At 31.3% G+C, this 24,256-nt stretch carries 20 protein-coding genes; 16 read left to right on the top strand and 4 right to left on the bottom strand.

Annotated features, from left to right (window positions below; translation table 11 throughout):
- Nucleotides 1-2 precede the first annotated feature (2 nt).
- Both purD and cysE read left to right on the top strand, forming a co-directional pair.
- Complete coding sequence (gene purD / locus HPRAE_RS10665; RefSeq protein WP_014554217.1) at nucleotides 3-1,283, top strand: phosphoribosylamine--glycine ligase; 1,281 nt, start codon at nucleotides 3-5, stop codon at nucleotides 1,281-1,283.
- A gap of 36 nt (nucleotides 1,284-1,319) precedes the next feature.
- A complete protein-coding gene (gene cysE, locus HPRAE_RS10660) occupies nucleotides 1,320-1,976 on the top strand; it encodes a serine O-acetyltransferase (protein ID WP_014554216.1) in 657 nt (218 codons plus the stop codon).
- A gap of 203 nt (nucleotides 1,977-2,179) precedes the next feature.
- Here the strand turns inward: cysE and cysK are convergent, their stop codons facing one another.
- On the bottom strand, nucleotides 2,180-3,091 hold the full coding sequence (gene cysK, locus HPRAE_RS10655) for a cysteine synthase A (protein ID WP_014554215.1): 912 nt from the start codon (nucleotides 3,089-3,091) through the stop codon (nucleotides 2,180-2,182).
- Nucleotides 3,092-3,347: 256 nt separating this feature from the next.
- On the opposite strand from cysK, the gene HPRAE_RS10650 reads away from it, so the two are divergent.
- The 4 genes from HPRAE_RS10650 to HPRAE_RS10635 all read left to right on the top strand — a co-directional run bounded on the left by HPRAE_RS10650 (nucleotide 3,348) and on the right by HPRAE_RS10635 (nucleotide 6,514).
- Entirely contained in the window at nucleotides 3,348-3,689 is a 342-nt protein-coding gene (locus HPRAE_RS10650; RefSeq protein ID WP_014554214.1) for a phage holin family protein, read from the top strand.
- A gap of 37 nt (nucleotides 3,690-3,726) precedes the next feature.
- Nucleotides 3,727-4,365: a hypothetical protein gene (locus HPRAE_RS10645; protein WP_014554213.1), complete on the top strand. Its 639-nt coding sequence runs from the start codon at nucleotides 3,727-3,729 to the stop codon at nucleotides 4,363-4,365.
- 45 nt (nucleotides 4,366-4,410) lie between these two features.
- Entirely contained in the window at nucleotides 4,411-5,241 is an 831-nt protein-coding gene (locus HPRAE_RS10640) for a YveK family protein (RefSeq protein WP_014554212.1), read from the top strand.
- A gap of 106 nt (nucleotides 5,242-5,347) precedes the next feature.
- Nucleotides 5,348-6,514 (top strand): nucleotide sugar dehydrogenase, encoded by a 1,167-nt coding sequence (locus HPRAE_RS10635; RefSeq protein WP_014554211.1) that lies wholly within the window; start codon nucleotides 5,348-5,350, stop codon nucleotides 6,512-6,514.
- 52 nt (nucleotides 6,515-6,566) lie between these two features.
- Here HPRAE_RS10635 and HPRAE_RS10630 read toward each other — a convergent pair whose 3' ends face one another.
- Nucleotides 6,567-7,907 carry a DUF2330 domain-containing protein gene (locus HPRAE_RS10630; protein WP_014554210.1) on the bottom strand — a complete coding sequence of 447 codons (1,341 nt, stop codon included), beginning with the start codon at nucleotides 7,905-7,907 and terminating at the stop codon, nucleotides 6,567-6,569.
- 221 nt (nucleotides 7,908-8,128) lie between these two features.
- Here HPRAE_RS10630 and nifJ point away from each other — a divergent pair, with 221 nt between their 5' ends.
- The 3 genes from nifJ to cls all read left to right on the top strand — a co-directional run bounded on the left by nifJ (nucleotide 8,129) and on the right by cls (nucleotide 14,433).
- Nucleotides 8,129-11,665 (top strand): pyruvate:ferredoxin (flavodoxin) oxidoreductase, encoded by a 3,537-nt coding sequence (gene nifJ / locus HPRAE_RS10625; RefSeq protein WP_014554209.1) that lies wholly within the window; start codon nucleotides 8,129-8,131, stop codon nucleotides 11,663-11,665.
- Nucleotides 11,666-12,024: 359 nt separating this feature from the next.
- Complete coding sequence (locus HPRAE_RS10620) at nucleotides 12,025-12,993, top strand: HD-GYP domain-containing protein (RefSeq protein WP_014554208.1); 969 nt, start codon at nucleotides 12,025-12,027, stop codon at nucleotides 12,991-12,993.
- A 21-nt stretch (nucleotides 12,994-13,014) separates the two neighbouring features.
- Nucleotides 13,015-14,433 (top strand): cardiolipin synthase, encoded by a 1,419-nt coding sequence (cls, locus tag HPRAE_RS10615; RefSeq protein WP_014554207.1) that lies wholly within the window; start codon nucleotides 13,015-13,017, stop codon nucleotides 14,431-14,433.
- Between the two features lie 6 nt (nucleotides 14,434-14,439).
- On the opposite strand, the gene HPRAE_RS10610 is transcribed toward cls, so the two are convergent.
- Nucleotides 14,440-15,261 carry a nitroreductase family protein gene (locus HPRAE_RS10610; RefSeq protein ID WP_014554206.1) on the bottom strand — a complete coding sequence of 274 codons (822 nt, stop codon included), beginning with the start codon at nucleotides 15,259-15,261 and terminating at the stop codon, nucleotides 14,440-14,442.
- Nucleotides 15,262-15,416: 155 nt separating this feature from the next.
- Here HPRAE_RS10610 and HPRAE_RS10605 point away from each other — a divergent pair, with 155 nt between their 5' ends.
- Nucleotides 15,417-15,959, top strand: coding sequence for a TetR/AcrR family transcriptional regulator (locus HPRAE_RS10605; RefSeq protein ID WP_014554205.1), 543 nt, complete (start codon nucleotides 15,417-15,419; stop codon nucleotides 15,957-15,959).
- A gap of 12 nt (nucleotides 15,960-15,971) precedes the next feature.
- Here the strand turns inward: HPRAE_RS10605 and HPRAE_RS10600 are convergent, their stop codons facing one another.
- The gene (locus HPRAE_RS10600) at nucleotides 15,972-16,997 is read right to left on the bottom strand and encodes a substrate-binding domain-containing protein (protein WP_014554204.1); all 1,026 of its coding nucleotides are present in this window, start codon (nucleotides 16,995-16,997) and stop codon (nucleotides 15,972-15,974) included.
- Between the two features lie 227 nt (nucleotides 16,998-17,224).
- On the opposite strand from HPRAE_RS10600, the gene HPRAE_RS10595 reads away from it, so the two are divergent.
- The 6 genes from HPRAE_RS10595 (at nucleotide 17,225) to HPRAE_RS10570 (ending at nucleotide 24,241) form a co-directional block, all read left to right on the top strand.
- On the top strand, nucleotides 17,225-18,154 hold the full coding sequence (locus HPRAE_RS10595; protein WP_014554203.1) for an ABC transporter permease: 930 nt from the start codon (nucleotides 17,225-17,227) through the stop codon (nucleotides 18,152-18,154).
- A 13-nt stretch (nucleotides 18,155-18,167) separates the two neighbouring features.
- A complete protein-coding gene (locus tag HPRAE_RS10590) occupies nucleotides 18,168-19,082 on the top strand; it encodes a carbohydrate ABC transporter permease (protein WP_014554202.1) in 915 nt (304 codons plus the stop codon).
- Between the two features lie 67 nt (nucleotides 19,083-19,149).
- Nucleotides 19,150-20,559, top strand: a complete 1,410-nt coding sequence (locus HPRAE_RS10585) for an ABC transporter substrate-binding protein (RefSeq protein ID WP_014554201.1) — start codon at nucleotides 19,150-19,152, stop codon at nucleotides 20,557-20,559.
- A 101-nt stretch (nucleotides 20,560-20,660) separates the two neighbouring features.
- Nucleotides 20,661-21,659 (top strand): glycoside hydrolase family 130 protein, encoded by a 999-nt coding sequence (locus tag HPRAE_RS10580; RefSeq protein WP_014554200.1) that lies wholly within the window; start codon nucleotides 20,661-20,663, stop codon nucleotides 21,657-21,659.
- Nucleotides 21,660-21,697: 38 nt separating this feature from the next.
- Nucleotides 21,698-23,557 (top strand): glycoside hydrolase family 20 zincin-like fold domain-containing protein, encoded by a 1,860-nt coding sequence (locus HPRAE_RS10575; RefSeq protein ID WP_014554199.1) that lies wholly within the window; start codon nucleotides 21,698-21,700, stop codon nucleotides 23,555-23,557.
- 78 nt (nucleotides 23,558-23,635) lie between these two features.
- Complete coding sequence (locus HPRAE_RS10570) at nucleotides 23,636-24,241, top strand: DUF624 domain-containing protein (RefSeq protein WP_014554198.1); 606 nt, start codon at nucleotides 23,636-23,638, stop codon at nucleotides 24,239-24,241.
- The last annotated feature ends 15 nt before the right edge of the window (nucleotides 24,242-24,256 follow it).

Genomic DNA, 24,256 nt, shown 5'->3' with positions numbered 1-24,256 from the left:
TTATGAAGGTTTTAATAGTAGGAGATGGAGGCAGAGAACATGCTCTAGCTTGGAAACTCTATCAGAGTGAAAAAGTTGATAAGATTTTTGTAGCTCCAGGGAATGACGGGATGCTAAATATTGCCGAAAGAATTGCAATTGAGGCAGATCAAATTGAAGCTTTAGCATATTTTGCTCAAAAACAGGATATAAAAATGACCATAGTTGGCCCAGAAGAACCATTAGTTGCAGGTATTGTCGATTACTTTGTGGACAGAGATATTCCCATTTTTGGTCCCAAAAAGCAGGCTGCCCTTTTAGAAGGAAGTAAAGCCTTTGCTAAAAATATTTTAGATAAATACAAGATCCCAACTGGAGAATATGAAGTCTTTACAGACCCAGACACTGCTTTAAATTACCTTCAAAATGCCGATTATCCTTTGGTTATTAAAGCAAATGGTTTAGCAGGCGGCAAAGGGGTTATTATTGCTTCTGACTATAAAGCTGCTCAAACTGCTGTGGCAAGAATTATGGAAGATAAGGCCTTTGGAGATGCTGGAGATAGAATTGTAGTGGAAGATTTTATTGAAGGAGAAGAAATTTCTGTTTTTGCTTTAACAGATGGTCAGACAATTTTGCCTGTTACCAGCAGCAGAGACCATAAAGCAGTATTTGAAGGAGAAGAAGGTCCAAATACAGGTGGAATGGGTGCTTACTCGCCAACTCCTTATGTTGATTCAGAGATGATGGAACAAATTTGTAGAGAAATTTTACGGCCAACTCTGCATGCTTTAAATAGTGAAGGAATTGATTATCGGGGAGTTATGCATGTGGGAATTATTTTAACTGAAAACGGACCGAAGGTAATTGATTATAATGCCCGCTTTGGTGATCCAGAAACACAGGTTATTATGCCCCTATTAGCAGAAGATTTGATAGAATTAATGCAAATGACTAATGCTGTCCAATTAAAATATAAAAAAGAAATTGAAATTTATGATAGTGATGCTGTTTGTGTTATGTTAAGTTCTGCGGGTTACCCTTTAACTTATAAAACTGGTTATGAAATTAAAGGTTTAGATCAACTTAAATATCATGATGATTTAATTTTATTTCATTCAGCTACTAGTTTAGAAGCTGGTAATTATTATACTGCTGGTGGTCGAGTATTAGGGCTGACAGTTGTAGGAGAAGGTATTTTTAATGTGATTGATAAAGTTTATAGTTACCTTGATGAAGTTAATTTTAAGGATATGCATTATCGAACTGATATTGGTTTTACTATTTCTAAAAATAAAAATTAAAGAATACTTTCAGCTTAGTTTATGGAGGTGAATGTAATGTTTAAGACCTTAAAATGTGATATTGAAGCAATTTTTGCTCGTGATCCAGCAGCTAATAATTTATTAGAAGTACTTTTAGTTTATTCTGGTTTACATTCACTTTTATTACATCGGCTTTCACATTGGTTATATAAGCATGGTTTAAGGACTCTGCCGCGACTTATTTCGCAAATTGGACGTTTCTTAACAGGAATTGAAATTCATCCTGGAGCAGAAATAGGTTGTGGTTTTTTTATAGATCATGGAATGGGAGTTGTAATTGGAGAAACAACTGAAATTGGAAATAATGTAACCCTTTATCAAGGTGTAACCCTTGGTGGAACTGGTAAAGAAAAAGGTAAACGGCACCCCACAATTGGAGATAATGTAGTTATTGGGGCAGGAGCAAAAATTTTAGGCTCAATTAAAATAGCTAAGGATTCTAAAATTGGGGCTGGTTCTGTTGTTTTAAAGGATGTAGCCGAAAATTCTACTGTAGTTGGTATTCCAGGTAGAATTGTTAGTCGAGGTGGCAAAAGAGTTCATCCAGAAAGAGATTTAGAACATGCAGATCTTCCAGATCCAGTAGCAGATAAGCTGGTTCAATTAGAAAATGATTTTTTAAAACTAAAAAAAGAAATTTTAACTAAATCAAATTATGAAGATGTAGTTTAAAATTAACTTAAATAAGTGACAGCTTTCTATTTTAAATTGGAACTGTCATTTTTTTATTATAAATTTTTATTATAAAAATGGCCCGGTAGGTTGGGGGTCCTCCGGGCCTTTCACAGGGGAAATTCTTCTATATTTAAATTATCGGGGTAAAATTTAAAATAAAAATTTAGACAAAAATTATAAAGTAAATTTAAATTATTAGTTTAGCCAAAAATTCCAGTTGATAAATAGCGTTCACCAGTATCTGGCGAAATAACCACAATTCTCTTGTCTGCTCCAACTTTTTTGGCTAATTTTAAGGCAACAGCAACTGCTGCACCAGCAGAAATACCAGCTAAAATACCTTCTTTGGCAGCTAAGTCTTGAGCAGTTTTAAAAGCTTCTTCATTATCAGCTTTTGCTACCTGGTCAATAATTTCTGTATTTAATACTTCAGGAATAAAGCCAGCTCCAATTCCTTGGATTTTATGAGATCCAGCTTTTTCACCAGAAATCACAGCTGAATTTGTAGGTTCCACTGCTATAATTTTTAAGTTTTTAACTCTCTTTTTAAGTTCTTTACCAGTTCCACTAATTGTGCCGCCAGTACCTATACCAGCCACAAAATAATCTATTTTAGCTCCTGTGGCTTTAATTATTTCTTGAGCTGTAGTTTTGCGATGAGCATCAGGATTAGCAGGATTAGTAAATTGAGACGGTATAAAACCATCTCTAGCTTTAGCAATTTCTTCAGCTTTAGCAATGGCACCTTTCATTCCAGCTTCAGCTTTTGTTAAAACTAATTCAGCACCATAAGCCTTTAACATTTTCCTTCTTTCCTCACTCATTGATTCTGGCATAGTCAAAATAACTTGATAACCACGAGCAGCTCCTACCATTGCAATTCCAATCCCAGTATTACCGCTTGTTGGTTCAACTATTGTACCACCTGCTTTTAGATCCCCATTTTCTTCTGCTTTTTGGATCATATTTAAGGCAATCCTGTCTTTTATACTACCTCCAGGATTAAAGCTCTCCAGTTTGAGAACTATTTCTGCAGAATCTTGTTCAACTAAGTTATTCAATTTAACCAAAGGTGTTTTTCCAATTAATTCTGTTATATTTTCGAAAATCATTTAAAAACCTCCTGTGAATTTTAAAGCTTAAATCTAAAAGTTGAGCGATTTACTGTGAATTAATTATAATATAGTATTCTAGAACTGTCAACTATATTTTTGAAAATAAAATAAATAAATCATTTTTTCTCATTTTTTTAATTTTGACATTTTTTTCAAAAAAGGTATAATGTTATTAAGCTTTAATTATAAAAAATAGTAACTAAATTATGTAATTAAAATCTATATTTGATGATTAATTAAGGAGGTATTTTAGATGTCTCAATTTTTTGCAAAAGTATTTTCAACTATGGTGGCCCTTTTAGTTGCTTCTTATTTATTAGCAGGAATTACAGTCAGTGGTATTTGGGCTGGTTTCTTTGCAGCTGTAGTTTTAGGATTTGTTAATGGTTTTATTAGACCAATTTTTACGATTTTGACCATTCCATTTACAATTCTAAGCTTTGGCTTATTTTTATTAGTTATTAATGCAATCATGTTAGCTTTAACATCTGTTTTAGTACCTGGTTTTGCTGTCAGCGGCTTTTTTTCAGCTTTAATTGCCTCAATAATTGTTAGTTTTGTTTCTAGTATTCTTCATAATATGCTGGAAGAATAAAAATATTTAGACTTAAATATTTAAAGGGGGAAGCAAAATGAGGAGAAAAGTAAAATATTTATTAGTAATGATTTTATTTTTTAGCTCAATTTTTAGTCAGCCAATTTTTGCAGATCAAATTGAACTTCAAGCTGGTAATAATTTGAGGGGAGAAGTACAAAACAATACACTTCAATTAAAAACTAATTATGCTCAATTAAATATTCAAAGTAGATACCTAACTAAAATTAAAAATGAAAATGGTATTTTCAAATTTAAAGCAGCAGCTAATAATAAATTTAGTGGTCAATTAATGACTGAGATTAGTTTTTCCAGTGGAGGTGCAAATAAAAAGATAGCAGCAACTGAGATAGCAAGTATTAATTTTTCAAAGACAGATGCTTTTAGTAATAATAAAGAGCTTAAACTTAGTTTAAAAAATGGAGACTTCTTTTTTGCTAACCCTGTAGAAAAAAGTATTAGTCTGAATACTTCTTTAGGCAGCTCAGTTAATCTTAATTATAATAATATCAAATCGATTGAGTATTTAGCTGGAGAGGATCTTTATTTAATCAATAGAGTCAAAGGCTCTGCAATTAAGTCTAATTTAAAAAATAAGAAAATAATTGTCTGGCCTGCAGCCGCAGAGATTATAGAGATTGATTTTAATCAGCTGCAGCAAATAACTTTTAAATAATAAATTTTTAGTTTTAATAAAAAAGATAAAATGGGGGATTTTTAAATGGAAAAAGAACCACAGCCAAATTCAAATTATTATGATGAATATGAAATTGATTTAAGGGAATATATAATGCTGCTTTGGGAGAATAAATTATTTATAGGTGGTTTAGTTGTTTTAGCCATAATTACTGCTTTCTTATATAGTTCTTTTTTAGTTGAGCCAGTTTATGAGACAAAAGCCAGGATTCAACTTTCTAATTATGAGGGCTTATATAGTGATCCTAATACAGTAGTTCAACTTTTAAGTAGTACAGATTTGATGCAAGAAGTAATGACTGATTTGGACATTGATATATCAGCATCTAGATTGAACACTTATATTAATAATAATATAAGTGTTAAAAGAATAGGCCAAACCTCAATCATTGAACTAGTGGTTAAAAATAATGAACCAGAATTAACATTTAATATAGCAAACAACTTGATTAGTAATTTTAAAAATAATTCTAATCAATATTTTGAAAATATTTTAAAACAGGAAAGAAAATATATTTCAGACCTAAAAAGTGATATAGATAATATAAATTCTGATTTAGATAATAATCAGCAGTTAATAAATAAAAGTAGAGATGCTGGAAAATTAGATAGTACTTCTCTATTAGTTCAACAAAACTCTTCTTTACAAAATTCTAAAAGAGATTTGAGAAAAGAAATTGAAAGTAAAGAGTCAAAAATACTAAAGTTTTATTCACTTAAAATACTTGATAAACCTTATTCTCCAGAAAATAAAATAAGTCCTAATCTTAAATTAAACATGGCAATAGCAGCTGTTTTAGCATTTATGTTAGCAGTCTTTATAGTTTTCTTTAGAGAATTTATGCGGGAAGATTAGAATAATAATCCAAAAATTTTGATTTGAATATCATAAGTTTTTATAATAAAATTAAGTTTGAGAAATAATTCATTAATAAAATTTATATTCAGGGGAGAATGATAATATGAAAATTACGGTTGCTGGGGCAGGTTATGTTGGGCTTTCTAATGCAGTTTTACTTGCTCAAAACCATGAAGTCACAGCAGTAGATGTAGTTTCTGAAAAAGTAGAAATGATTAATCAAAGAAAATCACCGATAGTTGATGCAGAGTTGGAAGATTATTTAGCAAACAAGGAATTAAATTTAGAAGCAACAACTGATTCTTTAAAAGCTTATCGGGAAGCTGATTATGTAGTTATTGCAACACCAACTAACTATGATCCAGAACAAAATTATTTTAATACCAGAACAGTTGAGGCTGTTGTAGCGAATGTGCTTTCTTTTAATGAGGATGCTGTTATGATTATCAAATCAACAGTTCCAGTTGGTTATACAGCAGAGCTGCGAGAAAAATTTGATACAGAAAATATAATTTTTTCACCAGAATTTTTAAGAGAAGGTAAAGCTCTTTATGATAATCTTTATCCTTCCCGAATTATTGTTGGTGAAAGATCAAAAAGAGCAAAGGAATTTGCTAATTTATTAGTCGAAGGAGCCCTAAAAAAAGATATTGATCTTTTATTTACAGATTCCACTGAAGCTGAGGCCATTAAATTATTTGCTAATACATATTTAGCAATGAGAGTTTCATTTTTTAACGAACTAGATACTTATGCTGAAGTCCGCGGCTTAGATAGTAAACAAATAATTGAAGGTGTTGGCCTAGATCCAAGGATTGGAGATCACTATAATAATCCTTCTTTTGGTTATGGAGGCTATTGTTTGCCTAAAGATACTAAACAGTTATTAGCTAATTACGAAAATGTGCCAAATAATATTATGCAGGCAATTGTAGATGCAAATAGAACCAGAAAAGATCATATAGCTAAGATGATTGTGCAGCAAAAGCCTGAAAAAGTAGGAGTTTATCGTTTAACTATGAAGAAAAACTCAGATAACTTTAGGCAGTCATCAGTTCAGGGAGTTATGAAAAGAATCAAAGCTAAAGGAATAGAAGTAGTAGTTTATGAACCAACTTTAGCTGCTGATGATTTTTATAGATCAAAGGTTATTAAAGATTTAGAAGAATTTAAGGCCCAGTCGGAAATTATTATTGCTAATCGAATGGCACCTGAATTAAAAGATGTTGAAGAAAAAGTTTATACCAGAGATCTATTTAATAATAATTAAATAATTTAAATAATAGCATCTCCTTTTAACTGAGATGCTATTATTTTCAAAGCTAATCCTCTTTTAACCACAAATAAGTTCTGGTATTACTGATACTGCCATTACTCCTTAAAGCTAGACCACTATATGGTTTCCAACCTTTGATCTCAGTTACATAAAAGACATTTTTGATTTTAACCATTGCCGGCATAGAGTCTATGGGATCTCTCATTCCAATTTCGGCTTCTGGTCGATAATAGCCTCTAACTCTATGGTACTGACCTTGATCAGCAAAATTGGAAATCAACTTTTTAGTTTGAGCATTAAATAATACTTTACCCTCAATAGAAGCAGCCAACCAGGGGAACATTCTGCTGCCCATTCTCATTTCAACTTGGCCGCTTAAAGTGGTTAATTTTTCAGGTGTTGAAAAAGGATAGTTTTCTACTTCTTTAAAATCTACATAAGTTCTTCCTTTATAATTAAATTGATTTTTTAATAAATTTTCTATTTGATGATCAACAATTAAATCCTGGTCGAAGTTTGCTAAATCATCTTTAATCGACCAACTTAAAAGTTTTACTTGCGGCTCAATCACTTCCGATTCAATGTTTTGGCTAAAGAAATTAACAAAAACAGGAGAAATATAATCCAACTGCTCTGGACTTAGGTTAAGAGCAGAATTTTTAGTTTTAATCCTATTTTGAGCTAAGCCTTGATAATTAACTAAATTTTTATTTGTTAAAATTAGTAAACTAATTTCGCTTTGGCCGTGATCAGATTTTGTGATTTCTAAGGGATAATATAATTCTTTGCTTTTAAATTGATAAGAAATAGCCTCATTTGTTTTCGGTTCAGGGCCAACTTCAATTGTATCAAAAACAAAATAATTATAACCTTTTTTAATGTAATTATTAATTGTTTTTTGGAGTGAAAGAGGTATTTGAGGATTTTTTTGTCCTTTTTCCTGCAGATAATTATTTACCCAATCAACAAAATCATTTTGATTTAAAACTTTTAGAACTAAAATATCATGTGAGCCGATTACAACTTCTTCTTTAATTTCAGCAGCTGGAACTTTTGGATTTGAATTTCTTAAAACTGGTAGTCTCAACTCGTTAAATAAATTTTTAAAAATTAGTTCATTTGCTCTTCTCAAGATATCACGACTTGATTTTTTAACTTCTGGTTCACTTGGTAAAGGTAAGACTTGGAGAACTTTGGTCGGTTGAGAGGAATATAATTTTGTCGATAAAATAAGAATTTCTTCTTCGCCATTCCAAGCTATTAAAGCATCTTGATTAGGTTCGAAAATGTCAATATCTTGAATAAATGGAATTGAGCCTCGATCAGCGCTGACAGCGGGTGCCAAAAAAATGACAAGTAATAAGATAAGAGAAAGCCCCTTTTTCAATTTAATTCCCCCTTTTTTAAGTAAAATCAAAAATACTATTACTTTATAGTTCTACCTAAGTTCAATTTTTCCTTTTAAATATTCAAAATATAATAATTATTTTTTCTATAATTGAGCAGCAATAAAAGCTCTGAAATATTTGACAGTAGAATTGTAAAGTATTATACTAAAAGAGGAAATGATAATAAAAATTTACCTTATTAATAGGAGGGAAAATTATAATGGCTAAACAAATGAAGACAATGGATGGAAATACTGCTGCAGCTCATGTAGCTTATGCTTTTACAGACGTGGCAGCTATCTATCCGATTACACCTTCATCTCCGATGGCTGAATTAGTTGACTCATGGAGTGCTAATGGTCGTAAAAATATTTTCGACCAAGAAGTGAAGTTAACTGAAATGCAGTCAGAGGGAGGAGCAGCTGGTGCAGTACATGGTTCTTTGGTGGCTGGAGCATTGACAACTACTTTTACAGCTTCACAGGGTTTATTATTAATGCTGCCTAATATGTACAAAATTGCAGGGGAATTATTACCTGGAGTTTTCCATGTTAGTGCTCGTACTGTTGCAACTCATGCTCTTTCAATTTTTGGTGATCACTCTGATGTAATGGCTACTCGTCAAACAGGTGTTGCTATGATAGCTTCTGGTAGTGTTCAGGAAGTTATGGATTTAGCGGGTATTGCTCATTTAGCATCAATTAAATCAAGTGTTCCATTTATGCATTTCTTTGATGGTTTTAGAACCTCACACGAATATCAAAAGATAGAAGTTTTAGATTATGATGACCTAGCAGAACTAGTTGATTATGGTAAAGTTAGCGAATTTAGACATAGAGCTTTAAATCCTGAGCGTCCAGTAACAATGGGAACAGCTCAAAACTCCGATATTTTCTTCCAGGCACGTGAGGCAGCTAATGGTTTTTATGATGCAGTGCCAGATATCGTAGAAGAATATATGCAGGAAATTTCCGAAATAACAGGTAGAGAATACCACCCATTTAATTATGTAGGAGCAGAAGATGCTAAGTACATAATTGTAGCAATGGGTTCCGCAACTGATACTATTGAAGAAACAGTTAAGTATTTAGTTGATCAGGGAGAAAAGGTTGGTTTAATTAAAGTAAGATTATATCGTCCTTTCTCCGAAAAATACCTCATGAAGGCTCTTCCAGAAACTGCTGAGAAGATTGCTGTATTAGATAGAACTAAAGAACCTGGTGCAGTAGGGGAACCACTTTATGAAGATGTAAGATCATTATTTTATGATAAAGAAGAAAGACCAGTTGTAGTTGGTGGACGTTATGGTTTAAGTTCTAAAGACACTACTCCAACTCAAATTAAAGCTGTTTTTGATAATTTAAGAAAAGATGAGCCCAAAGATAACTTTACAATTGGAATTAAAGATGATGTTACTCATACTAATCTTGAACTTGAGGATCACATCAATACTTCTCCTGAAGGTACAGTTCGCTGTAAGTTCTGGGGTCTTGGTTCTGATGGTACTGTTGGGGCTAATAAAAATGCTATTAAGATTATTGGAGATAATACAGACAAATATGCTCAGGCATACTTCTCTTATGACTCCAAAAAATCTGGTGGTGTAACAGTATCTCACTTAAGATTTGGTGAGCAGCCAATCAAATCAACTTATCTAATTGATGAGGCTGATTATGTTGCTTGTCACAACGAATCTTATGTAGATAAATTTGATATGGTAGAAGATTTACATGATGGAGGAAGCTTTGTCCTTAACTGTACTTGGTCAGAAGCTGAGTTATCTGAAAAGCTGCCTGCAGAAATGAAGAAATATATCGCTGATCACGATATTAATTTCTATACCATTAATGCTGTTGATCTCGCTCAAGAAGTTGGCTTAGGCCAGAGAATAAATATGGTTATGCAGACAGCCTTCTTTAAAGTAGCAGATATTATCCCAGTCGATGAAGCAATTGAATATCTAAAAGAAGCTATTCAGAAATCTTACGGCCATAAAGGTGATAAGATTGTCGAAATGAATAATAAAGCTGTAGATAAAGCTTTAGATGCTCTAACTAAAATTGAAGTACCAGCAGACTGGTCAGATGCTGAAGCTGAAGCAGCAGCAGAAGAAAGTGAAGCAGATGTACCAGAATTTGTGAAAAATGTATTACAAGTTGTTAACGGCCAAAAAGGTGATGAGCTTCCTGTAAGTACTTTTGTTGGTCGTGAAGATGGCCACTTCCCTCCAGGTCTATCTCAATACGAAAAACGTGGAATTGCGATTAATGTACCTGATTGGAAAATTGATACTTGTATCCAATGTAACCAGTGTTCATTAGCTTGTCCTCACGCTGTAATTAGACCTTTCTTATTAAATGAAGAAGAGGCTGCTAATGCACCTGAAGGATTTGAAACTCTAGATGCTCGCGGTAAGCAGCTAGAAGGATTAGAGTATAAGATTCAGGTAAGCCCTTATGACTGTACAGGTTGTGGAGTTTGTGCTGAAGTTTGTCCTGTTGACGCATTAGAAATGACTTCTTTTGCAGAAATGGCAGAAAAAGAAGCAGACAACTGGGAATATGCTGTAAATGAAGTATCTGTTAAAGATGATTTAATGGATCCAGTTAATATCAAAGGTAGTCAGTTCCAAGAACCACTACTTGAGTTCCACGGTGCTTGTGCTGGTTGTGGAGAAACAGCTTATGCTAAGCTTGTAACTCAGTTATTTGGAGATAGAATGTTAATCGCTAATGCTACAGGTTGTTCTTCAATCTGGGGTGGATCTGCTCCTGTTTCTGTGTACTCTACTAATCCAGAAGGACACGGACCAGCTTGGGCTAACTCCTTATTTGAAGATAATGCTGAATTTGGTTATGGTATGTTATTAGCTAATCAGCAAATTAGAGCTAAAATTGCTGATCTAATGGAAACAGCAATTGAGCTTGATTTAGACTCAAAACTAACTGAATTGATGCAAGAAATGTTAGATAATTATAATGATGGCGAGAAAACTAAAGAAATCAAACAAAAAATGATGCCTTTACTCGCTAAATATAGTGATAATGAAGTAATTGCTGAAATCGTTGACCGCAAAGAATTTATTACTAAGAAATCTCAATGGATCTTTGGTGGAGACGGTTGGGCTTATGATATCGGTTATGGAGGTTTAGACCATGTTATCGCTTCTGGTGATGATGTAAATGTATTAGTCTTTGATACAGAAGTTTACTCTAATACTGGTGGTCAATCATCTAAAGCTAGTCCTACTGCTGCAGCTGCTAAATTTGCTGCTTCAGGTAAGAAAATCAAGAAAAAAGACTTAGGCCAAATGGCTATGACTTATGGTTATGTTTATGTGGCTCAGATTGCTTTAGGAGCAAACATGAATCAGGCTATTAAAGCTATAGCAGAAGCTGAAGCTTTTGATGGACCTTCGATTGTAATTGCTTATTCTCCTTGTATTTCACATGGACTTAAAAAAGGTATGGGATGTAGTGTTAACCAAGAGAAAGATGCTGTTAAATCAGGTTACTGGCACTTATTCCGTTTCAATCCAGAACTCAAGGCAGAAGGTAAAAATCCATTTATTATGGATTCAAAAGAGCCTCAAGGTGACTTTAGAGAGTTCTTATTAAGTGAGGTTCGTTTTGCTTCACTTAAGAAAACTTTCCCTGAACTTGCAGAGGATCTCTTTGAGAAAGCAGCAGAAGATGCTGAAGAACGTTATGAATCTTATAAAAGACTTGAATCAGCTTATGCTCCAGATGAAGAGTAGATTTGAGTTGATTAAGTAATAAATATCTAGTTTAACTTTAAAAGACCAGTGGGACGCCGCTGGTCTTTTATTATATCTTATTCTTTTTAAATATGAATTTTATTAAAAAACTAAGTAAATTTTAACTAAACTATCCATTTGTTGTTAAGGTCTAATCTGAAAGCTATTTGTTTAAAGAAGATTATTGTTGTTTATTAAAAAAAATGTTATAATATTTTGTATAATGAGTAATTGTTAGAAGGGAGTGGATTAATATTTCTGAGAAAAAGATCAAAATTCAAGATCTGGAAAAAGGACTAATCATTGATCAAGAAGTAAGAAGTGAATTTGGCGGGATTTTAATTCCAAAAGGTACTAAGTTGAATAGGCGTTTAATTTTGCAATTAGAAAATACAGGTTTAAAAGAAATAAAGATAAAAAGTAAAGCAGAGCTTAAACAAGCTGAAAATAAAAAGAAAATTGCTAAAGAAAAATATGAGAGAAACTTAGAAAAATTTTCTGATGCCTATAAAAAAGCTTATTACATGAAAAAAGTTGATTTCAAAACAGTTCGTAGTCTATCTGAAGAAGCAATGGAAATTTCTGAATCACTTGAATTAAAAGATACTTTAAAAATGACTAGAGATATTGATGAGTATACATATTCTCATTCTTTACATGTTGGTATTTTGGCCCATAAATTTGGTAAATGGTTACATCTAAATCAAAATCGTCTTTGTAATTTGACAACTTCCGCTTTACTCCATGATATTGGTAAAAGCAGGATTAAAAAAGAAATTTTAACTAAACCAACTTCTTTAACACCTGCAGAATATGAAGAAGTTAAAAATCATTCAGAATATGGTTACCAGTTACTTAAAAAAAGTAACAGGTTTTCTAAAACAATTATGGGAGGGGTTTTAACTCACCATGAGCGTTATGATGGTAGTGGTTATCCTTTAGGCTTAAAAGCTAAAAAAATACCGCTTTTTGGGAGAATTATCGGTATTTGTGACACCTTTGATGCTGTTACAACAGATCGCCCTTACCAAAAATCAATATCTCCTTTTGGAGCTATTAAAATGTTAGATGCAGATTTTAAATCTTTTGACCACCGCCTTAAATCCTTATTTATCGAAAAAATTCCTTATTCTTTAATTGGTGATCAAGTAGAATTGAGTAGTGGAGAAATTGCAAAAATTGTCTTTATTAATCCTGTTCACCCCGAATCCCCAATTGTCAAAGTTGACGACAATTACCTAGATTTAGCCGAAGAAAGTGATTTAAATATTGTAAGTTTAGTTAAAGATGTAGAAAAAGCAGAAGCTGCTGTTAAAGCTAAAAAATAGATTTAAATTGAGGAGTTATTTATGAATTTTTTATCATCTTTACCTTCATTAGTAATAGTTTTAAATCTAATTTTTATTATTTTATTAATATTTTTTGAAAGAAAAGACCCCACCACAACTTGGGCTTGGCTTTTAATTTTGACTTTAATTCCTGTTTTGGGCTTTATTTTATATTTGTTTTTTGGTTTAACTCCTAAAAAGCACAAAATTTATCAGCGTAAACAAGAAACAGATGAGTCGGGCCAATATAGAAAAAAATATTTTGAAACGAATTTTAAAGAACAGAAAAAAACTTTTGGCCATTTAGAACAAAGCATAATTAGACTTGGTTTTCACAATGAGATACCTGCAGCTATTGGCTATAATCAGCTGAAAATATATAGCAGTGGACAGGAAAAATTTAAAGATTTATTTCAAGATTTAAAAGAAGCTAAAGATTTTATTCATGTGAATTATTATATAATTAATGATGATCAATTAGGAAATAAATTTATGCGAATTTTAAGTCAAAAAGCAGCTGAAGGACTTGAAGTTAGGTTAATCTATGATAAAATTGGTTCTAAAAATCTTTCCCGTTATTCTATTTTTAATTTAGAAGATTCGGGAGCAGAGGTTGCTCCTTTTGCGCCTTTTGTTTTAGATATTAATTATCGAAATCACCGCAAAAATGTAATTATTGATGGTCAAATAGGTTATTTAGGTGGAATTAATGTTGGGGATGAATATCTAGGTAGGTCAGATAAATTTGGGCAGTGGCGGGATACTCACTTAAAATTAGAAGGAGAAAGTGTTGATAGTTTGCAGTATAGATTCTTATTAGATTGGAATTTTGCTGCAGGGACTAATTTATTAGAAGCAGAAAAATATTTTCCTCCCAAAAAAACTAAGGGAGATTCGGCACTCCAGATTATAAGTAGTGGACCTGATTCTAGAGAAGAAGAAATAAAAGCAATGTTTTTAAAGATGATTTATGAAGCTGAAAAGAAAATTTATATTCAGACACCTTATTTTATTCCAGATCAGTCAATACTGGAAGCGCTGAAAATGGCAGCTAGGTCTGGAGTTGAAGTCAAGATAATGATTCCTGACCGGGGAGATCATCCCTTTGTTTATGCAGCTAATAATTCTTTTGTCGGACAACTTTTAGCAGCAGGTGCTCGCTGCTATCGTTATACTGCTGGTTTTTTACATAGCAAGACAATCTGTATCGACGGTCGTGTTTTATCAATTGGAACCACAAATATGGATGTTCGCAGTTTTAAATTAAATTTTGAATTAAATGCTTTTATTTATGATCGAGAAAAAGCTCAATTACATGATGAAATTTTTTTAAATGATCTCAAAAAGTCTAGAGAAATAACTAAGGCGGAATTTGAGAGCAGAGGTTGGACAATGAAACTTAGAGAATCTATTTCACGACTGCTCTCCCCAATCCTATAATTTAGTTTAAAGCCAGCTAATATCAGCTTCTTTTCTGGGAACAGTTCTTAAGTAATTAACATCAGGGTAACCTAACACTAAAGTTGTTACTATTTCTTTATTTTCTTTTATTTTTAAAAACTTTCTTAGATTATCTTTGCCTTTAGCTCCTCTGATGGTAAAGCCGCTAAAAAGAGCTCCTAAATCAAGGGCATTTGCCATTAATTCCATATTGGCAGAAGCAAGGGCTCCATTAACAGTAGAATTAGCTGAAACAACTATTATTAGAGGAGCATTGAAAAACAAGAGATCGTTTTCTAGATTTTTATTTTGGAAGTCTTGATACATTTTAATCCACATTTCAGCATATTTTTTAAATTTTTGAGTTTTGGGACTTAAATTATCCAGTATTTCTTTTCCTTTTTCATTTAGATTTTCCAAAATCAATTTTCTAAATTGCTCAATTTCATTTTCGATTACAGTAAAAGCAACATCTTGTTGATTACTACCAGTTGGTGTAAATCGTCCTGCTTCAATAATTTTTTTGATCTTATCTTTTTCTACTTTTTGATCTTTAAATTGTCTGATAGTTCTTCTAAATTTAATAAAATTAAGTAAATTTTCAGCTGGAACTTCAAATTTTTCGGCCTTATATTCTTTTACCTCATCCATCTCATATTCTGTCGAACTTACCGCATCTGCAGGGCAAATTGCAATACAGTGGCCGCATTTAAAACAACTCTCATTTTTAATACGGGCTTTACCGTCCTCCATCACGATATCTCTAACTAAACAGTCAGTTATACACTTAGCACAGCCAATACATTTTTCTTGATCAATTTGCATCATTTAAAAACCACTCCTAATAATTTTAGTTTAATTTACACACTTGTGTAATTGTGCATTTTTTAGTATACTAAGCTTAATCAGTTCTGTCAATAAATTATGATTAACTTACTCATAATTTTTATAATGTGAATTTTTTAGTTAGGAGGTTTCAAATAATGAAAAGTAAAAAGGCAAAGCCAGCTGCTTTTAAATCTAAACAGAAATTGACTGAAGCTTTAATTTTTTTAATGGAGAGAAAAGATTATACAGAGATTACAGTAGCAGAAATTGCCGACAAAGCAGATAGAGTTAGAAGAACTTTCTATTCTCATTTTAGTAGTAAAGAAGAAGTTTTAGCAGTTTATATTGACCATATAATTGAAGAACATATTCAATCTTATCTAGAGCTGGCTGATCATTCTCAACTAACAATAGCCGAAATATATTTTAAATTATGGGCCAAACATTTAGATTTTGTACTCTTGTTAAAAAATAATAATTTATTAATTTTGTTAAAAGGATTTGAAAAATATATAGCCGAATTAGATAAGGCTTTTGCTGCTTTTAACTGTTTAGGTTTAAGTCAACAGGCAGCAGAATACGCACCTAAATTTTACGCTGGTGCTTTATGGGGTACTTTAGATAAATGGATTGAAAAGGGGATGAAAGAATCTCCAGCCGAGCTCGGTGAATTATTTAGTGAGCTAATTGGCTGGTAAAGAGTTTAAAATTTAGCTAAACTTTGTCGAATCTCCCCAAAGTACTTTCGAGTAGATATTGGTAATCCCAATTGGTGAATTAGGATTTTTAATCCGATAAATTAATTGATCAGCTAATCTTTTACCTAAATAATCAGTTTCCACCTTAACAGTTGTTAATTTGCCGGCAATCATTGAATATTCATTATTACCGTCATAGCCAGATAAAGCAATATCTTCTGGTACCTTAATCCCATTTTCAATAAAATATCTCATTAAAAAATTAGCGATAAAGTCACTAGCACAAACAAAAGCATCAGGCAATGTTTCTAGCTGATCTAAAAAATTAGATATTTCGGTATAATAAGAATAAATACCAATTTCTTTAGTTAAGCAGTATTTATTTTCTATTTCTAAACCCTTGTTTTTTAAAGCAGTTGTAAATCCTTGGTAGCGTTTTTTATTTGTTAAAGCATAATTAATGTCTCCAATAAAACCAAGTTTCTTTTTGCCATTTTCAATTAAATGTTTGGTTATTTTTTGGACAGCTGTTTTACCTTCCAAAAGTATCAAATCGCCTGTTATTTTTTCAAGTTTAAACTTACTAACAAGATCCAAATAGACTTTTGGTAATTCTAATTGATTAATCATTTCTAATAATTTAGCATCATAAACATTCATAATTAAAATACCATCAATCTTTTTATCTTCTTTTAAAATATCAGGTAAAGTATAGCCTTCTTCGTATTTTGGAGGTAAATATGTGTAAACTAAATTTAAGTCATATTGATCTAGCTCTTTGGCCACAGCATGAATAATATTAATCCAGAAAACAGAAGATTCTGGTCTTGAAATTAAAACAGAAATTTTTTTGCTTTGTTTTGGTTCAACTTTTTCTTCAGGCATCTCAGCTTTGAGATAGCCTAATTCTTTAGCTTTTTTTATTATTTTTTCTTTTAACTCAAAAGAAACTCCCTCTTTTCCGTTCAAAACTTTCCAGACTGTAACCCGTGAAACATTTAAGTCATCTGCAATATCTTGCATTGTGATTTTTTTCATATTAAAACCTCTTTTAGAATAAGATTATAGATCCATAACCAATTTTAGTATAGCATATAATTATTTTTTTTACAATTTTTTTAACAAAACATTAAAATTGTTAAATTAAATATTAAATATAATTGACAATATTTAAATCTGGTGTTAAAATGCAGTTAGTATTAAGTTAAATTTAAAATATTTTAACAATTAGATTTTTAATTCAATTAAAGAGGAGGTTTTAAGTTATGAGAAAAAAATGGACAAGAGATGATACTGAGTTAACACTATTAGCAATCCCAACTTTTATTTGGTATATTTTATTTAGTTTTTTACCAATGTTTGGAGTCTTAATTGCATTTAAAAAGTATCAAGTATTTCCTGGAGAAAGCTTCTTATATAATATTGTTAATAGTAATTGGGTTGGTTTTGATAATTTTAAATACATATTGCAGTCAAATAGTTTTTTGATTTTATTAAGAAATACTTTAGCTTATAATATTACTTTTATTATTTTAGGAATTTTTATTTCTGTAACTTTAGCGATTATAATTAGCTTAATTTATGGTAAATGGAGATCTAAAATATATCAAACCTTTATGTTTTTTCCTCATTTTTTATCTTGGGTAGTAGTTAGTTATTTTTTCTATGCTTTTTTTAGTTATGATAAAGGAGTTTTAAATAGTATTTTAAATTATTTTCATTTAAATTCTATTCAGTGGTATATGGAGTCTAAATACTGGCCTTATATTTTAATTATTGTTCAGTTGTGGAAAACTACAGGTTATAATACTGTTATTTACTTAGCCAGTATTATGGGGATTGATCCTTCACTTTACGAAGCTGCTGTGATCGATGGAGCCTCTACCTGGCAGCAGGTAAAACATATTACTATTCCAAGTATTAGACCAATTGTAATTATGATGTTTATTTTAAATACAGGTCGCATTTTCTTTTCTGATTTCGGTTTATTTTATCAGGTTACAAGAGGTATACCCGCCCCAATTTATGATACTGTTTCAACTATTGATACTTATGTTTATCAATCATTATTATCTTCTACTCCGATTGGCATGACAACAGCAGTTACTCTTTTACAGTCAGTTGCTTGCTGTATTACAATTTTATTAGCTAACTGGATAGTTAAAAAAATAGATAAGGATTATGCAATAATTTAGGGAGTGATTAAAAATGGAGAAGCCAAAAAGAAAAAAGGGGATTAATAGTATTTCTCAAAAAACAAATATTATTTTTAATATATTACTTTTTATAATTTCGATTTCATGTATTGTTCCTTTTTTATTTGTTTTTGTAATTTCTATTAGTTCCGAAGCTTCGATTGCCAATTATGGTTATCAATTAATTCCTAAAGAACTGTCTTTTACAGCCTATAAATATTTATGGCAGGAAAAAGATATGATTTTAAATTCACTTGGAATTTCAGTCTTTATTACAGTAATTGGGACTTTAATCGGACTTTTATTATCTACAACAATGGGCTATGTACTTTCAAGGCCAGATTATAAGTTAAAAAGTTTTTTTACTTGGATTGTTTTTATTCCCATGATTTTTAATGGAGGGATGGTTGCAAGTTATGTAGTTAATGCAAATATTTTACATTTAAGAAATACAATTTGGGCTTTAATTTTACCACTTTTGGTATCTTCTTTTAATGTTATTATTTGTAAAACATTTTTTAAGACAATTATTCCAGATTCAATTGTAGAATCAGCAAAAATAGACGGGGCCAGCCAATTGCGAATTTTTACAGCAATTGTTTTGCCAATAGCTAAACCTTTACTTGCTACAATAAGTCTCTTTTTAAGTTTTGCTTTTTGGAATGATTGGTTTCTTGCCTCATTATATATCAGTAAAAGATCTTTGATGCCTTTACAGGCATTATTAAATAATATTCAGAGAAATATCGAATTTATAGCAAATAATCCTTCAGCAGGACTTTCCTTACAACAATATGCAAGTCAGATGCCAGCTGAAGGTGTCAGGATGGCCATTGCTGTTGTAATTGTAGTGCCAATTGCTTTAGTTTATCCTTTTTTTCAGAAATATTTTGTTTCTGGTTTAACAATTGGAGCAGTTAAGGGCTAGATTAAATTAAGCAAAAAGCTGAGATTTAAAGCTCAAGCTTTTTATAAAAAATGAGGGGGTTTTATTGATGAAAAAGAAAATATTTTTAACTTGTCTTTTAGTTTCCTTTTTACTTATCTTTTCTTTGACTACCTTAGCTAAAGATGTTCCAACTTTAAAATGGATTACAGTTGGGAATGGAATGCCGGCTAATTATGACAAATGGCAAGCAGAGATCAATCAATATTTAGAAAAAGAAATTGGAGTTCATCTCGAAATTGAAGTTGTGTCCTGGGGAGACTGGGAAAACAGACGCAATATTGTAATCAACTCAGGTGAATATTTCGACTTGATTTTTACTGATGCTTCTCGTTATACAAATGAAGTCAAAATTGGGGCTTTTAAAGATATTACAAAATTAGTTAAAGAAAATGCATCAGAACTTGATGCTTATATCCCGGATTCTTATTGGAAAGCAGTAAAAGTAAATAATAAAATTTATTCAGTTCCAACTTATAAAGATTCTTCTTTAACAAATTATTTAGTTTGGGATAAAAATATTGTAGATAAATATAATGTTGCTTATCAGGAAGATACTAGTTTAGCTTCTCTAACAGATGATTTAAAAAGAATCAAAAAGGGAGAAAACAAAAGTCCTTTACTTTTAGCTCAAGAAGGCTTAACAGCTATCACAAATCAGTATGATAATTTAGGTACTGGTTTAAGATTTTTAGGAGTTCAGGTTAGAGATCAAGATAGAAAAGTTGTTAATCTTTTAGATCAAAAAGAATTTGTATCTAAATTAGAAATTTTACATCAATGGTATAAAGCTGGAATCATCAACTCAGATGCTCCAATAATTACTGAAGTACCACAATATCGCATTTTACAGATTGCTCAAGGTTGGTCTACAGCAGCCAAAACTGTTTGGGGACCAAATATGGGAACTGAAGCAGTAGCGGTTCAGTATTCCGCTCCAATTGTATCTAATAGAACTGTTAGAGGTTCTTTAAATGCAATTTATTCTGGGAGTAGATATCCCAAAAAAGCTTTAGAACTCTTAGAGTTGGCAAATCTAGATCCTTATTTTAGAGATTCTTTATATTACGGTTTAGAAGGGGATAATTTTGTTTATAATCAAGCAGGCAAAATTGAAAGATTAAATAATAACTGGGGAATGGCAGGTTATACTCAAGCTACTTTCTTTACAGTTTCTCAATTAGCAGAACAAGAAGTTAATCAGTGGCAAGAAGTACAAGAATTAAATGAAAAAGCTTTTCCCTCTGTCATGTTAGGCTTTGATATGGATACTAGTGATTATCAAAATGAACTTGCTAATTGTATTAGTATTTATAATAAATATAAAAGTATCCTTTTGACAGGTTCTAAAGCGCCTAAGCCGTTAATTGCTAAGATAAAGGCTGAATTAGAAGCTGCAGGTTTTAATAAATTACAAGCTGAAGCCCAAAGACAGGTAGATGAATTTTATAATAATTAAGATAAAGTAAAATTAAGTTTAAAAAAATGATAGCATAAATTAAAAATATGCTATCATTTTTCTTTATTATAGATCAAAATAAAGATATAGTGGAGGTAAATATGAAAAATAAAGTTATAGCTGATACTTTAAAAAATATTCCTTGGCAAAAAAAGCCTAAAAACTTAAAAGATCCTGTTTGGAGATATCAGGATAATCCAATTATTAAGCGGGATGAGCAGAAATTTTCAAATAGTATTTTTAATAGTGCAGTTGTACCGTATCAAGATAAATTTGCCGGTGTTTTTCGCTGTGATAGTAAATCAATTAGTATGGATATTTTTGTTGGCTTTAGTGATGATGGAATAAATTGGGAAATAGAATCAGATCCAATTGAATTTAAAGGTGCTGAGCCAGAAATTTTAAAAAGAGAATATAGATATGATCCGCGAGTAACTAAAATTGGTGATAAATACTATATTAGTTGGTGTAATGGTTATCATGGTCCAACAATTGGACTTGCTTATACTACAGATTTTAAAGAATTTTATCAATTAGAAAATGCATTTTTACCTTTTAATCGGAATGGAGTTTTATTCCCCCGAAAAATAAATGGTAAATATGCAATGCTGAGCCGTCCTAGTGATAATGGGCATACTCCTTTTGGGGATATTTTTTATAGTCAGAGTCCTGATTTAGAGTACTGGGGCCACCACCGGCATGTAATGGGTACTTATCCAGGTGATAAATCTGCTTGGCAGTCGACCAAGATTGGCCCAGGCCCTGTTCCTATTGAAACGGAAATCGGCTGGCTGTTAATTTACCATGGAGTAATTAATACTTGTAATGGTTTTGTTTATCGAATGGGAGTAGCAATTTTAGATCGTGAGCAGCCTTGGCAGGTTAAATATCGTTCTAAAAACTATATTTTAGCACCCCAAAAATTGTATGAGTGTGTAGGAGATGTCCCAAATGTTGTTTTCCCTTGTGCTAGTCTAGTTGATGCTGCAACAGGCAGAATTGCTATTTATTATGGTTGTGCTGATACTGTAACAGGTTTAGCCTTTACTACTGTGGATCAACTAATCGCTTATGCCCAAGAAAATCCACTTGAAGCTTAAACAAAGCAAATAGAATTTTACTAACTGGGGGTTATTAAATGTATATTTTGCCTCAACCTCAATCAATGAAAATAACTGATTCTCAATTTTATTTAAATTATAATAGTTCAATAGTAATTGATCCAGCTTTTGAGCCCAAAATTTATAATTATGCTCAAATTTTGCAAAAATCAATAGTTAAAAACTTAGGCTTTAACTTAGCAATTAGAAAATCTCAAACTCAAGCCAAAGCTATTTATTTAAATTTAGATTCTAAATTAAAAGCAGAATCCTATCAGCTTAAAATTGAAAAAGATAAGATTATCATTTTAGCAGCTGCCAAAGAAGGACTATTATTTGGAGTTCAAACTTTAAGACAGATTATTAAACAATACGGGGCAGTCTTGCCTTGCTTGGAAATAGAGGATTATCCCGAGCTTAAAAATAGAGGCTTTTATCATGATGTGAGTCGAGGTAGGATTCCTAAGTTAGCTTATTTAAAAAAATTAGCTGCTAAAATGAGTTATTATAAACTTAATCAATTACAACTTTATATAGAACATAGTTTTTTATTTGAAGATTTTAGTGAAGTTTGGCGTGATGATACCCCCTTAACAGCAGCCGATATTATGGATTTAGATCGATATTGTAATAAATTAAATATTGATTTGATTCCTTCTTTAGCTTCTTTTGGTCACTTATATAAAGTTTTGAGTACTAAAAGTTATCAGCATTTAGCTGAACTTAAAGGAGCTGCCAAAAAAGAATTTTCTTTTTTAGATCGAATGCAGCATCACACTATTGATGCTTCTAATCCAGAAAGTCTCAAATTTATCAAGCAAATGATTGCAGAATTTATGCCCTTATTTAGTTCTGATTATTTTAATATTTGTGCTGATGAAACTTTTGATTTAGGTCAAGACCGCAGCCAAAAATTAGCAGCTGAGATTGGAAGTGAAAAACTTTATTTAAATTTTGTCAGTGAGTTAGCAGAATTTGTTTTAGCAAATGGTAAAATCCCAATGTTTTGGGGAGATATTATATCTAAATTTCCCGAAAAAATTAAAGAACTGCCCCCAGAAATAATCTGTTTAAATTGGGGCTATGCCCCTCAGCAGTCAGAGACTGCAGTTAAGGCTCTAGCTCAAGCTGGAGCTAAACAATACCTTTGTCCAGGAGTTGGAGGCTGGAATCAAATTCTTAATTTAATCAAATCTTCTTATCAAAATATAACCTTAATGACAGATTATGCTCATCAATATCAGGCACTGGGGCTTTTAAATACCGACTGGGGAGATTTTGGTCATTTTAATCATCCCGAATTTTCGACTATGGGTCTCATTTATGGAGCTAATTTTGCTTGGAATCAGAAGCCGCTGGAATTTAAAGAAATTAATCAACAGATTTCTTTATTAGAATATGGAGATCCTTCAGAAAAAATAGGGGCCATAATAGCAGAATTGAGTCAGCAAAGCAAATTTGGTTGGGAAATGATTGTTCGCTTTCAAGAAATGAATAAACTAAAAAGAGCTGACCAAAGAGTAACTGCTTATTTTGCTGATTTTGAGCCTGATTTAGTTAAAAAAGCAAATCAAAAAATAAAAAAACAGGTCCAAAAAATATATCAAAGCTTAAGTTCGGTTGCTTTAGACAAAAAATCCAAGCTGCAGGCCTATTTAATAGCTGCTCAAGCTATGCTTTTATTTAATAAAATAGCTTTGTTAATTAATAATTTAAAATCTGGCAATCTGAAATCAGAGTTAAAATCTAATTTTAATTCAAAGCAGCTGGCAGTTGATTTAGAATATTTTTTAAAGGATTATCATCAACTCTGGTTAAGTATTAGTCGGGAATCTGAATTTTATCGAATTAGAGATATAATTAATTGGTATGCAGATTATTTAAGAGATTTAAATTAAGTTCAAAATTCAATTTCAGGTCAGCTTAGTTTAAGTTCCCAAAAATCAGTTAAGTATTTTAGTTTAAGGTGGTTAAGAATGCAGAAAAAATATCTCAATTATGACGGCCCTTTATTTAGTTTTTTTAAGTTAGTTTATAAAATTTTATTGCTTAATTTTCTCTGGCTTTTTTTTAGTTTAGCTTTAGTCAGTATTGGAGCCTCAACTACAGCTTTATTTTATCTTAGTTTTAAATTAGTAAATAAAGAAAGTATTGCCTCTATACCACAGGCTTTTTATCAAAGCTTTAAACTTAATTTTAAAAAAGCCAGCTTGATTTGGTTAATTTTACTAACTGCTTTTTATTTAATTTATGTTAATCTAATTAATATTAATTTAATTCCAGTTGAATTAGCAAAATATATCTATTTTTTACAACTTGTAGTCTTCTTTGAGCTTTTACTGATTAGCATTTATATTTTTCCACTTTTGGCCAGACATCATGTTGATTTATTTAATGCTTTCAAAGCATCTTTTGTAATGGCTAATCGCCATTTTTTAACTACTATTAAATGCCTCAGTTTTTTTCCGCTAATTTATTTAGTTTTGAGCTGGAATAGTTTTTTTGTACTTTTTACAGCTGTTTTTTATGCTTTATGGGTTGCTTATATTTTAAAAGGGTTATTTATTCAATATAGAACTTAGTCAAATAATTAAATA

This window comes from Halanaerobium praevalens DSM 2228 (genome assembly GCF_000165465.1).
Taxonomy (GTDB): Bacteria; Bacillota; Halanaerobiia; order Halanaerobiales; family Halanaerobiaceae; genus Halanaerobium; species Halanaerobium praevalens.
Note: the sequence above shows the minus strand (reverse complement) of the source record. Positions and strands in the feature narration are given on the sequence as shown.